Here is a 12788-nt window from a genome sequence, read left to right as displayed (position 1 = left end):
CCGAGTCTAGGGCGCGGCCACGACGCCCCTCCCCCCGACGGTCAGTCCTTGCGGAACAGGCAGCGGAAGACGTGCCAGCGCTTCGGCTGGCGCGCCGCGGTCAAGCCGTCGTAGCGCTCCTCGCGCAGCGTGACCAGCCGCAGGTGCGGGAAGGCGCGCAGCACCTGGGCGGCGGACATGAACGTCATGTGCGGCCGGGTCCTCGCCCAGGAGTCCTCGCGGCCGAGGAACGTGCAGCACAACACGCCGCCGCCGCACAGGCCGTCGGTGATGGCGTGCGCCACCTGGCCGAGGTCGGCGCGCGGCAGGAACGGGAAGAGGTGGATCGCCACGACGAGGCGGTACGCGGCCGGGGCGATCGTCACGTCCCGGACGTCGGCGTGGACCACCGTCAGCCGGGGATCGTTCATCTCGGCCGCGAGCGTGAGCGTGTACGGATCGGTGTCCACGGCCTCGACCTCAAGGCCGGCCTGAAGCAGGTAGGAGGTGTCGTTCAAGGGGCCGGCGCCGATGTCGAGTGCCCGTCCGCTCGGTGCCCGTACGATGTCCAGCGCTTCGGCGACCAGGGAGTTCGGCCCGCTCTTCGGATGCAGGCGGGCATAGGTCAGGCCCGCCTGCTCCGTCTCATCCACCGGCTTTGAGTACGCCGTGCTCGACCAGCGCCGCCACCAGGGCGATCTTCTCCTCGTCGGTGAGTCCGCCCGGCAGCTCCCGTACGTGGAAGGCGGGCGAACGGGCGAGGAACGCCAGCGCGTCATGGGCGAGGTCGTTCACCGTCATCAGGACGTCCCCGGCCGGGTCGCTCAGATGAACCAGGCCGTCTCGGCGGTGCACCCCGAGCCGGCCGGCGTGTTCGTTGAGCACGCGCCGGTCCGTCGTGACGTTCCTGGCGTCGTACCACTCGTCGGGCGGCGGCGACCCGAAGAGCTCCGCATAACGCGCGCAGAAGTCTCCGAAGGAGGCGACCGGTCGCGACGGCTCCGGATCCGGATCCGGGGCGTTGCTCGGGCGGTGATGGACGTACTGGCCGAAGTATCGGTGGCAGAACTCCATGTACTGGCCGGTGAACAGGATGAAGTCGTGCCAGGCCTCGTCGACCCGCAGCGAGTACATCTGCCAGAGCATGCTGTGGTCGATCTGGGTGAGGACGATGTACTTCTTCGCCTCGAGAAAGAGCGCCTCCGCTTGCTCGGCGGTGCCGGCGACCCGTCTTTTGACGAGTCGTTCGATCAGGAAGGGCGCCTGGTAGGCCAGGGCGTCCATGGCCGCCGCACCGCCGTCGTGCGATGCGGCGGGGTGAAGATCGGCCGCCATCACTGCGGGATCGAGATGCAGACGCCACACTCGCTGTGGCAGGTGGAACACGGCGAATAGCAGTCGTAGGCCGCCGCTGCTCGCGGCATCATCCGCATGCGCAGACGGCCTTTGCGCACGTGCGTGCCGTCGCCGATCTGACCCTCCTCCGTCACCTCGCCGGCCGGCGTCGTGGACGTGCCCACGGTCTTGGCCGTGTCGGTCCTACGACGGACGACGGTGGCGTCCCGGCGGATCCACACGGCCTTCGCGCCGAACAGCAGGATCGTCTCCGGCACATCCTCGATGTGGAGGATGTCGGCCTTGGCGAACTCGATGCTGTCGCCGAGGTTCTCCAGGCTGGGATAGAGGGTGATCATCCCGTCGTCACGGGAGGGGCCCAGGTAGCCCCAGAGCGTCGTCGAGTCCGCTGCGCCATCGCCGGTCAGCTTGCTCACGATGTGATGCGCCGAGATTCGCGGTTCGTCGGCTGTCTTGTTGCGCATCGGCCTCTCCCCTTCATCGACCAGGACTCGCAACCAGCAGAGCGACGGTAACCGCGCGTTTCGCTCCTCTCCGGCGAGGCGCGGCACCCATTGACCAAAAACCCACCACGTCCTGAACTATCGCGAAGAAAGGCGGACGAGCACGCATTCACCGTACGAACGATCTTCCGGACACTGGAGGAACCTCCAGCGGGTCGGCGGCCGGAGCGGTGGACGAGCGGTTCGCCGCCCGCGTCATGATCTCGGCCCCTGGCCGCGGCGAGGACATGAACGGCCCGGCCGAGCACCGGCTGGGTGGCATCTCCACCTTCCACGCGGCCGAGACCACCGACGAGAACCCCGACCGGGTCGCCGCCGTACGCGCGCTCATCTGGGCCTACCTGCGCAGCGAGCTCTACCCCGGCGACCCGGCCTGGACGCTGGCCACCGAAGCGCTCCCGCTCGCCCTCCAGATGTTCACGGGGCTGTACCTGTTCGCGGCGCCGTACGCCGCCAGGCGGCGCAGCCCCCGGGAGGCCTGACCGCCCGCGGCCAGCTCACGGCTCCTCGGCACGCTCCTTGATCCCCCTGCGTTCTTCCTCGGAGCAACCGTCCGTGCTCATCACTGTCACCTGCCTGGTCGTCATCGGTGGTTACGTGCTCACGACGCTGACCCCGCCGCACAAGCCGGCGCTTCTCGATCTCTGCCTGTCCAGGACCGCTCGCGGATCCTTCGCGTGGGTCAGTTTCGCCTGTACGTCAGCCGTCGCAGTGCGGCCTCGGCAGGTCCCCTTCGCCCGCCAGAAGCCAGCAGCGCGGCGAGGGCCACGGTGGCCAGCCAGGTCACCACGGCGATGCCGGACGCCGCGGCGTCGCCGACGCGCGTGCCGAGCCCTCCCGCGTAGGGGGCGAACACCGCGACGAAGATCACGGACTGGAGCAGGTAGCAGGTCAGCGACCACTGGCCGCAGGCCGCGAGGGCCCTGACGAGCGGGCCGGGATAGCCGCGCCGCCCCCGACCGGCGATGAGTCCGATGATCGCCGCGTACGCGAGCCCGCCGGCGATGCCGGTCACGCTGTGCAGCGCGTACGCGGACACGGACACCAGATCCGACGGCGTCCAGATCCGTGTGTCGATCAGCATCAGCGGAACCGCGCCGACGACAGCCAGCATCGTACCCACGACGGCGACGCGGGAGAGCAGGTCCCGGTTCGACAGCGGGTCCTCCAGGACGCGGCGCCGGGCCGCCCAGATGCCGAACAGGAAGGCCGGCACCACGCTGGCGGCGAAGTAGGTGGGCGTCATTCCGGACCATCCGATGAGCCGCATCACGATCGCCTCGATCGGGTCCGCCATGGCGGCGGGCGTGTCGCCCTTGGGTGCGGAGATGGTGAGCAGCCCGAAGCCGAACAGCACGACGACATGCAGCGCCAATCCAACCGCCGCGGCCCGTAGCACGGCCCGGTCTTCGCGCCGGATGAAGCCGACGAGCACGAGCCCGACCAGCCCATATGCCCCGAGGATGTCCCCGAAGAACAGCAGGAGCGCGTGGCAGAACCCGAATGCCAGCAGCCACAGGCTCCGGCGACGCAGTACGGTGCGCACCTGCGGCCAGCTTCTTCCTGTGGCGAGTTGCCGGTTGGTGAGCTGGACCAGGCCGTAGCCGAACAGGGCTGCGAACATGGGCAGCGCTCGCCCGTCCACGAGGAGAATCTGCGCCCCGGCGACCAGCTTGTCGACAGCGGTGCCGTCCAAGGCATAGCCGCGGAAGCCCGCCTCGTGGCCGGACAGGTACATATGCGCATGCGCCAATGCGATGAGCAGCAGCATCAGCCCACGCGCGAGGTCGGGGCCGAGCGCCCGCCGAGTGATGGGAGTGGCCTCGTGAACGGGGGCCGGTGGAGCGATGGACATGGTTGACCTCTCACCTCAAAGGAACCCCCTTGGCTGCTCGCGCGTAGTCCGCAGAGGGGGGTGTGCACGTGCTCCGGTCGTTGGAGTCCGACAAAGAGGAGTGCACTGGGAACCAAATTTAGCTACGAATGTGTAGCTACAAGCGTATAGCTACAGTAGCGTAGCTTTCCTGAGCGGGCCAGGGGTACACCTCGCCGCGCTGCGAACACAAGGAGAGACCCATGACCATCGACCTTCCGGAGCCACCGTCCACCGAGGTGCGCCTTGACTGGAACACCAGGACCGGTGTGTCGCGTACAACGTTGACCACGCACATGTGGACCGCCCCGCCGTTGCGCCGTGGTTCGCAGATCCACGACAAGGCGTTCGACGCGCTCCGCGATCTCAACGCCGACTTCGCGCGCTTCCTGCCCTGGTACTCCCACCCCCGGTTGGCGGTGCCCGCCCTGACTCCGCCCACCGCCGATGAGACGTCGTGGAACTTCCAGCTGCTCGACCCGTTCGTGGAGGACTTCATGAACGCGGCCCAGGGCCGGCCGGTCGTGGCGAACTTCGCCACGATCCCCGCCTGGATGTTCGTCACTCCCGAGCCGGTACCGGTCGCGGAGGATCCCTACGAGACCCACTGGGACTACGAGCAGGGCACCGAACTGCGCGACCCGACGTTGCGGGAGGTCGCCGACTACTTCTACCGGATCGCGAGCTGGTACATCGCGGGCGGTTTCACCGACGAACTCGGCCGGTGGCACGAATCGGGCCACCACTACCGCTTCGCATACTGGGAGGTGCTGTGCGAGCCCGACATGGGGCACCGCATCCCGCCCGAGCTGTACACGCGGCTCTACGACGCCATCGTGGAGCGGCTGCGTCCTCTCGACCCGGAGATGAAGTTCATCGGGTTGTCCCTGAGCCCGGTCGCCCGCGAGCCGGAATACTTCTGGCACTTCCTGGACGCGGCCAATCACGCCGACGGCATCGCCCTGGACGCCTTCTCCTATCACTTCTACGCCTCACCTGAGATCGTGAACCCGATCTCCGAACACGGCAACGCACCCTTCGAGCACTGGCGCGGGCTCTTCTTCGCCCAAGCCGAGGCGTTCCTCGACCAGGTACGCCACATCGACGCCATCCGCCGCCGGCTCGCCCCCGGGGCCCGGACCTTCATCAACGAACTGGGGTCATACCCGCCGGACCTGATGAACCCGGCCCCCACAATCCCGCAGGAGTACTGGGCGCTTAGCGCGTCGATGCAGTCCTACCTGTGGGCCCGGCTCGTCGAGCTCGGAGTGGATCTCGTCGGCATCGCGGAGTTCATGGACTACCCGGGCATGATTCCCGGCACCACGCTGATCGACTGGGACAGCGGCGCGCCCAACGCCCGGTACCGGGCACTTCAGCTGCTGCTGCGCCACTTCGCCCCCGGTGACTCTCTCGTCACCACGGCTACCCAGGTGTTCGGCTATCCCGACAGCCGCATCCATGCGCAGGGCTTCGTCACGGCGGGCGGTGATCGCAAACTCCTGCTCGTGAACAAGACGGCCGACCCCATCACCATCGCGATCACTGCCGATGAGGCGCAGCTCGGCCAGGTGGAGCAGACGGGCGTGAGCAGCGGGCCAGGAGAACCGGTGAGCTCGCCGGCGCGACCCGGTGAACCTGTCGTCATCGACGCTTTCGCCACGGCCGTCATCTCGTTCTGACCGCTTCCACCGCGGCCGGGTGGCCCCGGCCCGGTCGCGGTGCGCCCGCCTCCTCCATAAGTAAGATGGGCCCTGGGGTCGATCAAGGGGCGACGATTGAGAGATCACAGCAGCCGGACGCGGCGCAGTGCTGAAGAAGTGGCCAACGCCATCCACGCCGCGGTCCTGGAAGAGGTCCTGGAGGTCGGCGTCGGCCGGCTGACCATGGAAGGCATCGGCAGGCGGGCGGCAACCGCCCGTACCACGCTGTACCGCCGCTGGTCAGACCCGATCGAGGTGCTACTGGACGCGCTCTACCACGCGCACCCGGTCGAGGAACCCACCCCAGGAGCCGACGATCTGCGCGGCGACCTCATCCGATCGCTCCAGCTCATGCGCGCCTGGATGCTCAGCCCGGCCGGCCGAGCGGTCGCGGCCATCCTCACCGATCCTCTGGGGGCCGCGCAGGTCTCCCAAGCGCTCTTCGAGAACGTCTTCGCCCGCCGGGGGGGCACGTTCACCAGCACGGTGCTGCACCACTACGCCCATCGCGGCCACTTCCCCGCCGCGTTGCTCACTCCCGTGGTCGCCGACATCGGCGAGGCACTGGTCACCAAGCGCCTGCTGGACGGCACGCCTCCCAGCGACGCGGACCTGGCCGACATCGTCGACCAGGCCATCCTTCCGGCCGTCGGCCTCGCCGCTCACCACGCGAAGGCCGACGCGGAGGGCGGTTGACCTTCGGCCTCGGGCTTCACCATCGCGCATCCGCTTCCAGTCCAAGTAGCCGAACCGGTCACGAATCGAGAAGCGCCGCCCCCTGGGCCGCGCCTAGCGTGATCTGCCAGAGAGCGCACGAGGTGCGCTCCGGCCTGAAGCCGCCCGTCCAGCAGAGGAGGTCTCGATGACCGGGAACACATGGGTTCGGCAGACACACCGCCGGCTGTCCATCGTTTTCACGGTGACCGTCCTGGCCGGCATCGTCGCCGGGGTTCTGGAGATCGCCGAGTGGGTGTTCTACCTGCCGCTGCTCCCGCTCGCCCTCCAGATGTTCACGGGGCTGTACCTGTTCGCGGCGCCGTACGCCGCCAGGCGGCGCAGCCCCCGGGAGACCTGACCGCCCGCGGTCAGCTCACGGCCTTCCTGACGAGGTCGGTGATCGTCTTGGCGGCTTCGTCGCTCAGCTCGGTCACGGCGAAGGACGTGGGCCACAGGCCGCTGTCGTCGGCGAGGTTCGCCTCGGGGGTGAAGCCGAAGGTGGAGTAGGGCTCCTTGTCCACGTGCCCGCTGCGGAAGAAGCAGACGACCTTTCCTTTCCTGGCGTAGGCCGGCTGTCCGTACCAGAGTTTCGGCGACAGCTGCGGGGCGTGGGCGGTGACGATGGCGTGCAGACGTTCGGCCACGGCGCGGTCGGGCTGCTCCATCTCCGCGATCTTCGACAGCACGTCGAGCTCGGCGGCGGCCGCCTTGCCGCCACGGCCTCTGGTCGCCTCCTTCCGCAGCTCCTCCGCACGCTCCTTGATCGCCCTGCGTTCTTCCTCGGAGAAACCGTCCGTGCTCATCACTGTCACCTGCCTGGTCGTCATCGGTGGTTACGTGCTCACGACGCTAACCCGCCGTACCAGCGGGCGCTTCTCGATTCTTGATCGATGATGTCCATGGACATCGGACGCGCGCAGGCGCAACGGTTGCGCGACATCGCCGTGATCCGGCGGGTCCGCGACCGGATCGACCGCGAGTACGCCAAGCCGCTCAACCTCGAGGCGCTGGCCCGGGGAGCGCACCTGTCGGTCGGGCACCTGAGCAGGGAGTTCCGCCGCCTCTACGGCGAGTCCCCGTACGCGTACCTGATGACCCGGCGGATCGAGCGGGCGATGACGCTGCTGTGCCGCGGCGACCTGAGCGTCACGGACGTGCGTTTCGAGGTGGGCTTCTCCTCGCTGGGGACGTTCAGCACGAGGTTCGCCGGACTGGTCGGCGTGCCGCCGAGCGTCTACCGGCGTGACCACTCCCAGGCCGCGGCGGGCATCCTGCCGTGCCTGAGCAAGCAGGTGACCAGACCGGTCAAGAATCGAGAAGCCCGCGCCCGGTGGTCGTGCCTAGTGTGAGCGGCGTGAACGTCACCATCCAGCACACCTTCCTGCCCCACACCGACCCCGAGGCCGCGCTGCGCTTCTACCGCGACGTCCTGGGCTTCGAGGTCCGGGCCGACGCCGGTTTCGAGGACATGCGGTGGATCACCGTCGGCCCCGCCGGGCAGCCCGGCACGTCCATCGTGCTGCATCCGCCGGCGCCCGACCCCGGCGTCACCGACGAGGAGCGCCGCACCATCCTGGAGCTCATCGCCAAGGGCGTCTACGCCGCCGTCACCCTGGCCACCGACGACCTCGACGGGTTCTTCGACCGCCTGCAGGCCGCGGGCGCCGACGTGGTGCAGGAGCCCATCGACCAGGACTACGGGGTGCGCGACTGCGCCTTCCGTGACCCCGCCGGCAACCTCGTCCGCGTGACCGGCGCCCCACGACCGCAACGGGCGGACTCAGCCCGTTGCCCATGAGGATCCCGCCTTCGGGTGCACTCCGGTCAGCGCGAGGGTGAGCAGCCGGTCGGCCTGGGCCGCGCCGTCGGGTTCGTGCTCAACGGCCAGGCAGATGGCGTTGACGAGTTTGAGCAGATCCGTGATCGAGACGTCGCGCCGTACGGCGTTCGCCCGGCATGCGCGGGCCAGCAGGTCCGCTCCCGCGTCGGTGATCATCGTGTGGCAGGTGGCGCCCAGGCTCGGATCGCCGTCGTGGGCTCCCCGCATGAGCGAGGCGGCCAGGCCCCGGTTGGTCACGACGTGCCTGGCGACGGCTCCCAGCCAGTTCGCCAGCGCCTGCCCGGGGTCGGGCTCGGCGGCCAGGCCGGCGGCGGTGGCGCACAGGGCCTCGACCTTGTCGCGGAAGACGGCCTCCAGCAACAGCTGCCGGGAGGGGAAGTGCCGGTGCAGCGTGGCCGAGCCGACGCCGGCGCGCCGGGCGATCTCCTCCAGCGACGCCTCGGCTCCGTGCTCGGCGACGGCCTCGGCGGCCGCGGCCAGGATGCGGTCGTAGTTGCGGCGTGCGTCCGCGCGCATCGGACGCGCGGCCGTACGGCTGTGGGGCGGCATGTGTCCTCCGGCGGGCTTGCAAAAACGGGGTGGCCCTCCATATCGTACTCACACAGAACCGGAGGGCCACCCCATTTAAGCAGGTGGCCTCCGCATGCCTTCCGTCTGGAGACACATCGTGAAGACCATCGTGGTGATGGGAGCCACCGGCCTGCAGGGCCGGGCCGTCACAGCACACCTGCTCGCCGGCGGCCGGCACGTACGGGCGGTGACCCGCGATCCGGACGCCGCAGCCGCCCGCGCGCTGGCGCGGGCGGGCGCCGAGCTCGTCCGCGCCGACATGGACGACCCCGCCTCACTCGCCGCCGCCGCCGAAGGCGCCTACGGCCTGTTCAGCGTGCAGCCCACCGTCGGCTCTCCGGGCACTCCGGCCGGCTTCTCGGCCGAGGACGAGGTCCGCTGGGGATGCAACGTCGCCGACGCGGCACACGCCGCAGGTGTGCGGCACCTGGTCTACGCCTCGCTCGCCGGCGCGGGCCGCCACGACACCGAGAAACTGCCGGGCAACACGATCAGCAAGTGGCGGATCGAACAGCACATCACCCGGCTCGGCCTGCCCGCGACCTTCCTTCGCCCGGTGTCGTTCATGGAGAACTACACCGGCTCCTACCACCTGCACGACGGCGCCGTGGCCACCGCGTTCGCCGCCGACGTGCCGCAGCAGATCATGGCCGTCGACGACGTCGGCGCCTTCGCCGCGCTGGCCTTCGGCCGGCCGGGCGAGTGGATCGGCCGCGCGGTCGATCTGGCCGGGGACGAACTGACCCCGCGCCGGATCGCCGCCGCCATCTCCGAGGCGGTCGGCCGGCCGCTGCCGTACGTCCAGATCCCCCTTGAGGTGATCGCCCGGCTCGGCGCGGACTTCGCCTACGCCTACACCTGGCTCAACGAACGCGGCTACCGCGCCGACGTCGCCTTCACCCGCGCCCTGCACCCCGGCCTGATGGACCTGCGCACCTGGCTGCAGCGGACGGGAGCCGCCCAGATCGCCGGTTTCCTGGCCGCCGGCGACGCCGCCGGGCAGAACCCATGAACGCCCTGGGCCGCCAGGCCGGCAGGAGAAGCCGGCCACTCAGGCGTCAGTCGTTGTGGTAGCCGCCGTCGGGCTGGTGGCCGCCGTCCGGGGAGGCGATGGAGGCTTCCCAGGGGAACTGGCGTGCGACGCCCGACGTCACCGCTGCCGCTGCCGCCGTCCCGCCGGACAGCACCACGGCCGTGGCCAGCAGGCCCGCGATGGAGGTGGCGGTAACGATCTTCTTGAGCATCTTCTCCCCCGTTTCTCCGGTTGTCTCCTGCAGCTTAGGAAGCCGTCGCCGACCGGGGTGTGACCACGGGCACATCCTCAGGGCGAAAGCAGCTTCTGCCTCACCCGTTCGCCCTCCGCGCGGCGGTGCTGGGCGTCGTACAGCGTCAGCGCCTTGCGCCAGGCGGCCCTGGCCTCGGCGGTATGGCCGAGCGCGTGGTGGGTGTCGCCGAAGGCCACCAGCGTGTCGGCGCTCTGCGAGGCGTTGCCGGTGCCTTCGCGCAGGCCGAGGCAGCGCCCGTAGTAGTCCAGCGCGCGTTCGTACTCGCCCTGGTGGAAGGCGAGCAGGCCGAGGCTGTCGAGGGTGGCCGCTTCGCCGCCGCCGTCGTGGTGGCGGCGGAAGAGGGTGAGGGCCTGCTCGCAGGCCTCGCGCGCGGCGTCGTACTCGCCGAGTTGCAGGCGGATCCAGCCGACGGCGCTGAGCGCGTTCGCCTCCCAGATCGGATCACCGGCCTCGCGCTGCAGGCGCAGCGCGGTCTGCGCGTGGCCGAGCCCGCGCCGCGGCTGCCCGTGGACGCTCCACATCCAGCCGAACGTGTGGTGCACCTGGGCGAGCATGGGCCGGTCCTGGGCCTGGCCGAACAGCTCCAGCGCCCGGTCGAGGTGGCCGGCCGCCGCGTCGATCCGGCCGGCCGCGGCGTGGGCGTAGCCGGTGTGCCAGTGGACGACGGCGGTGGTGTACGGCAGGCGCAGCCGTCCGGCGGCGGCCAGCGCGATCTCCCAGGAGGTGAGCCGTTCGCGGGTGTAGGAGCGGCGCAGCAGGAAGGTGTTCATGCCCCAGGCGAGCTGCCACGCCTCGGCGTCCATGCCCAGCTCGGCGGCCAGGACCTGCGCCGGCAGCAGGCACGGCAGCTCGGTCTCGAACCAGGCCAGCGCGGCTGCGGCGTCGGCGAAGACGTGCCGGCCCGCGCGCCGGGGGATGGCGGGCCGGTGCGGGTAGAGCGCCCGGTCCGCGGCGCAGGCGGTGTCGGTGTACGTCTCGACCAGCCGGGTCAGGGCTTGCCTGCGGGCCTCGGCGGGCAGGTCGGCTTCGGCCCGTTCCGCGGCGTACAGCTGGATCAGGTCGTGCATCCAGTAGCGGCCGGGGGCGTGCTGCCGGATGAGGGTGGCCGTCTCCAGCATGGAGATCAGCGTGCGCGTCGCGGCGGGCGGAAGCCCGGCGAGTGCGGCGGCCGCGGGCAGGCCGATCTCGGGGCCGGGGACCGTGCCGAGCAGGAGGAAGAGCCGCGCGGCCGGCGGATCGAGCGCCGCGTAGGAGGAGGCGAACACGGCGCGCAGGTCCGCGCCGAGGTCCCCGGTCTGCAGGGCGTCGAGCCTGGTGGCCGGGTCGCTCAGTTCCCTGGCGAGGACGGCCAGGGGGAAGCCGGGGTGGGCGGTGGCGCGGGCGGCCAGCACCCCGAGCGCCAGGGGCAGGCCGCCGGTGTGCTTGAGCAGCACGGCGACGGAGCCGGGGTCGGCGGCCATCGTCTCGGGGCCGAAGTGGCGGGCGAGCATCCGGTGCGCCTCCTCGTCGGAGAAGGCGCCCACCTCCAGCAGCCGGGCGTCGTGCGTGGTGTGCAGGCTCACCAGCCGGTTACGGCTGGTCACCAGGACGGTGCAGCCGGGCCGGCCGGGGATGAGCGGCGTCACCTGGGCGCTGTCCCTGGCGTTGTCCAGGACGATGAGCACCCGCCGGTCGGCCAGGACGGACCGGTAGAGCGCGGCCTGCGCCTCCTGCTCGCCGGGGATGACGGCGGGCGGCACGCCGAGCGCGGTCAGGAAGTGGCGCAGCACGGTGCCGGGCGGCACCGGTTCCTCGGCGCCGTCGAAGCCGCGCAGGTTCACGTACAGCTGGCCGTCGGGGTAGCGGTCGCGGTGGGTGTGCGCCCAGTGGAGGGCGAGCCACGTCTTGCCGCTGCCGCCGGGGCCGCTGATCACGGTGACGCCGACGTGGCCGGTCTCGAAGCTCTGGCGGCGGTCGAGTTCGGCCAGCTCGTCGCTTCTGTTGGTGAACGAGGCGGGCGCGGCGGGGAGCTGGCTGGGCACGGGGAGCGCGGGCGGCCCGTCCTGGCGTTGCGGCCGGCGGGGGTTGGCCTCGGAGCGCAGGATGCGGTGCTGCAGTTGCTGGAGCTCGTCGGTGGGCTCCAGGCCGAGCTCGTTGACCAGCCGGTAGCGGAACTGGCGGTAGACCTCCAGGGCCTCGCTGGGGCGGCCGCTCTCGTACAGGGCCTGCATGAGCTGTTCGTGGAGGCGTTCCCTGAACGGGGCCTCGCCCGACAGCGCGCGTGCCCCGGTGACGACGTCGGTGGTCCTGCCCAGGGCGAGCAGCACCGACAGCCGCTCTTCCAGGGCGTCGAGCCGCAGCCCGTCGAGCCATCCGGCCTGCGTCTCGGCGTAGGAGCCGGTGATGCCGGCCAGCGGGGCGCCGCGCCACCAGCGCAGCGCCTCGTCGTAGTGGCCGAGCGCCTGTTCGGCCGGCGCCTGCCTGGCCAGCGCGATCTGGTCCTGGAAGCAGGCCAGGTCGAGCCTGGCCGGGCCGAGCCGTACCAGGTAGCCGGGCCGCTGGGTGTGGATGGCGTGGGCGCCGAGCGCCGCGCAGGCGCGCCGCACTTCGGACACCAGCATCCTGACCCGGGAGGCCGCGCCGCTGGGCAGCGGCTCAGCCCAGATCGCCTCCGCCAGCCGCTGGGTGGAGACCACCCGGTCGGCCTGCAGCAGCAGCGCGGCCAGGAGGGCGCCCTGTTTGCCGGAGAAGGTGACTTTCTCGGCGCCCACTTCCAGCTGGACGGGGCCGAGCAGGCGGAACAGTATCGCCGGTGCGTTACCGTCCGGCTTCTCCATCAGCGATCCTCCCGTTTCACACCCTGCACGAGTGTACGGGCGTGAAGATCAGGAACCGTGCGGAAATCAGGCGGAAAACAGACACCTGATCTTTAGGCTCGCATCGAAGTTCCGCAGATGGAGCCGCTCGCGACCCCTGCGGCTC

15 protein-coding genes are annotated in these 12788 nt (G+C 70.6%); 7 read left to right on the top strand and 8 right to left on the bottom strand.

The features are described 5' to 3' along the window. Nucleotides 1-41: 41 nt before the first annotated feature. Genes ABZW11_RS07585 through ABZW11_RS07575 form a run of 3 tightly spaced genes read right to left on the bottom strand, consistent with a single transcriptional unit; the run spans nucleotide 42 to nucleotide 1751 of the window. Nucleotides 42-632, bottom strand: coding sequence for a class I SAM-dependent methyltransferase (locus tag ABZW11_RS07585; RefSeq protein WP_355413740.1), 591 nt, complete (start codon nucleotides 630-632; stop codon nucleotides 42-44). Further along, complete coding sequence (locus tag ABZW11_RS07580; protein WP_355413738.1) at nucleotides 625-1314, bottom strand: hypothetical protein; 690 nt, start codon at nucleotides 1312-1314, stop codon at nucleotides 625-627. Before ABZW11_RS07580 ends, ABZW11_RS07585 begins: the two co-directional genes overlap by 8 nt. Next, nucleotides 1314-1751 carry a hypothetical protein gene (locus ABZW11_RS07575; protein ID WP_355413736.1) on the bottom strand — a complete coding sequence of 146 codons (438 nt, stop codon included), beginning with the start codon at nucleotides 1749-1751 and terminating at the stop codon, nucleotides 1314-1316. The genes ABZW11_RS07580 and ABZW11_RS07575 overlap by 1 nt, the downstream gene beginning before the upstream one ends. A gap of 257 nt (nucleotides 1752-2008) precedes the next feature. Between ABZW11_RS07575 and ABZW11_RS07570 the strand changes: the two genes are divergently transcribed. After that, complete coding sequence (locus ABZW11_RS07570) at nucleotides 2009-2320, top strand: hypothetical protein (RefSeq protein WP_355413734.1); 312 nt, start codon at nucleotides 2009-2011, stop codon at nucleotides 2318-2320. Between the two features lie 200 nt (nucleotides 2321-2520). On the opposite strand, the gene ABZW11_RS07565 is transcribed toward ABZW11_RS07570, so the two are convergent. Then, nucleotides 2521-3609, bottom strand: coding sequence for a DUF418 domain-containing protein (locus tag ABZW11_RS07565; RefSeq protein ID WP_355413732.1), 1089 nt, complete (start codon nucleotides 3607-3609; stop codon nucleotides 2521-2523). A 305-nt stretch (nucleotides 3610-3914) separates the two neighbouring features. Between ABZW11_RS07565 and ABZW11_RS07560 the strand changes: the two genes are divergently transcribed. The 3 genes from ABZW11_RS07560 to ABZW11_RS07550 all read left to right on the top strand — a co-directional run bounded on the left by ABZW11_RS07560 (nucleotide 3915) and on the right by ABZW11_RS07550 (nucleotide 6489). After that, complete coding sequence (locus ABZW11_RS07560) at nucleotides 3915-5393, top strand: hypothetical protein (RefSeq protein ID WP_355413730.1); 1479 nt, start codon at nucleotides 3915-3917, stop codon at nucleotides 5391-5393. 138 nt (nucleotides 5394-5531) lie between these two features. After that, on the top strand, nucleotides 5532-6110 hold the full coding sequence (locus tag ABZW11_RS07555) for a TetR-like C-terminal domain-containing protein (protein WP_355413728.1): 579 nt from the start codon (nucleotides 5532-5534) through the stop codon (nucleotides 6108-6110). 166 nt (nucleotides 6111-6276) lie between these two features. Next, entirely contained in the window at nucleotides 6277-6489 is a 213-nt protein-coding gene (locus ABZW11_RS07550) for a hypothetical protein (RefSeq protein WP_355413726.1), read from the top strand. A 10-nt stretch (nucleotides 6490-6499) separates the two neighbouring features. On the opposite strand, the gene ABZW11_RS07545 is transcribed toward ABZW11_RS07550, so the two are convergent. Beyond that, the gene (locus ABZW11_RS07545) at nucleotides 6500-6934 is read right to left on the bottom strand and encodes a DUF1801 domain-containing protein (protein ID WP_355413724.1); all 435 of its coding nucleotides are present in this window, start codon (nucleotides 6932-6934) and stop codon (nucleotides 6500-6502) included. Between the two features lie 96 nt (nucleotides 6935-7030). Here ABZW11_RS07545 and ABZW11_RS07540 point away from each other — a divergent pair, with 96 nt between their 5' ends. Together ABZW11_RS07540 and ABZW11_RS07535 are read left to right on the top strand one after the other, a co-directional pair. After that, on the top strand, nucleotides 7031-7480 hold the full coding sequence (locus tag ABZW11_RS07540) for a helix-turn-helix transcriptional regulator (RefSeq protein ID WP_355413722.1): 450 nt from the start codon (nucleotides 7031-7033) through the stop codon (nucleotides 7478-7480). Nucleotides 7481-7485: 5 nt separating this feature from the next. Then, a complete protein-coding gene (locus ABZW11_RS07535; RefSeq protein WP_355413720.1) occupies nucleotides 7486-7929 on the top strand; it encodes a VOC family protein in 444 nt (147 codons plus the stop codon). Here ABZW11_RS07535 and ABZW11_RS07530 read toward each other — a convergent pair. After that, nucleotides 7912-8487, bottom strand: coding sequence for a helix-turn-helix domain-containing protein (locus ABZW11_RS07530; RefSeq protein WP_355413718.1), 576 nt, complete (start codon nucleotides 8485-8487; stop codon nucleotides 7912-7914). The two genes, ABZW11_RS07535 and ABZW11_RS07530, sit on opposite strands and share 18 nt — an antisense overlap. A 151-nt stretch (nucleotides 8488-8638) precedes the next feature. Between ABZW11_RS07530 and ABZW11_RS07525 the strand changes: the two genes are divergently transcribed. Then, nucleotides 8639-9553, top strand: a complete 915-nt coding sequence (locus tag ABZW11_RS07525) for an NmrA family NAD(P)-binding protein (protein ID WP_355413716.1) — start codon at nucleotides 8639-8641, stop codon at nucleotides 9551-9553. Between the two features lie 46 nt (nucleotides 9554-9599). Here ABZW11_RS07525 and ABZW11_RS07520 read toward each other — a convergent pair whose 3' ends face one another. After that, nucleotides 9600-9785 carry a hypothetical protein gene (locus ABZW11_RS07520; protein WP_355413714.1) on the bottom strand — a complete coding sequence of 62 codons (186 nt, stop codon included), beginning with the start codon at nucleotides 9783-9785 and terminating at the stop codon, nucleotides 9600-9602. A 77-nt stretch (nucleotides 9786-9862) separates the two neighbouring features. Beyond that, complete coding sequence (locus ABZW11_RS07515) at nucleotides 9863-12643, bottom strand: BTAD domain-containing putative transcriptional regulator (protein ID WP_355413712.1); 2781 nt, start codon at nucleotides 12641-12643, stop codon at nucleotides 9863-9865. Nucleotides 12644-12788: the final 145 nt, after the last annotated feature.

Source organism: Nonomuraea sp. NPDC004580, from assembly GCF_040609855.1.
GTDB lineage: Bacteria > Actinomycetota > Actinomycetes > Streptosporangiales > Streptosporangiaceae > Nonomuraea > Nonomuraea salmonea.
Note: the sequence above shows the minus strand (reverse complement) of the source record. Positions and strands in the feature narration are given on the sequence as shown.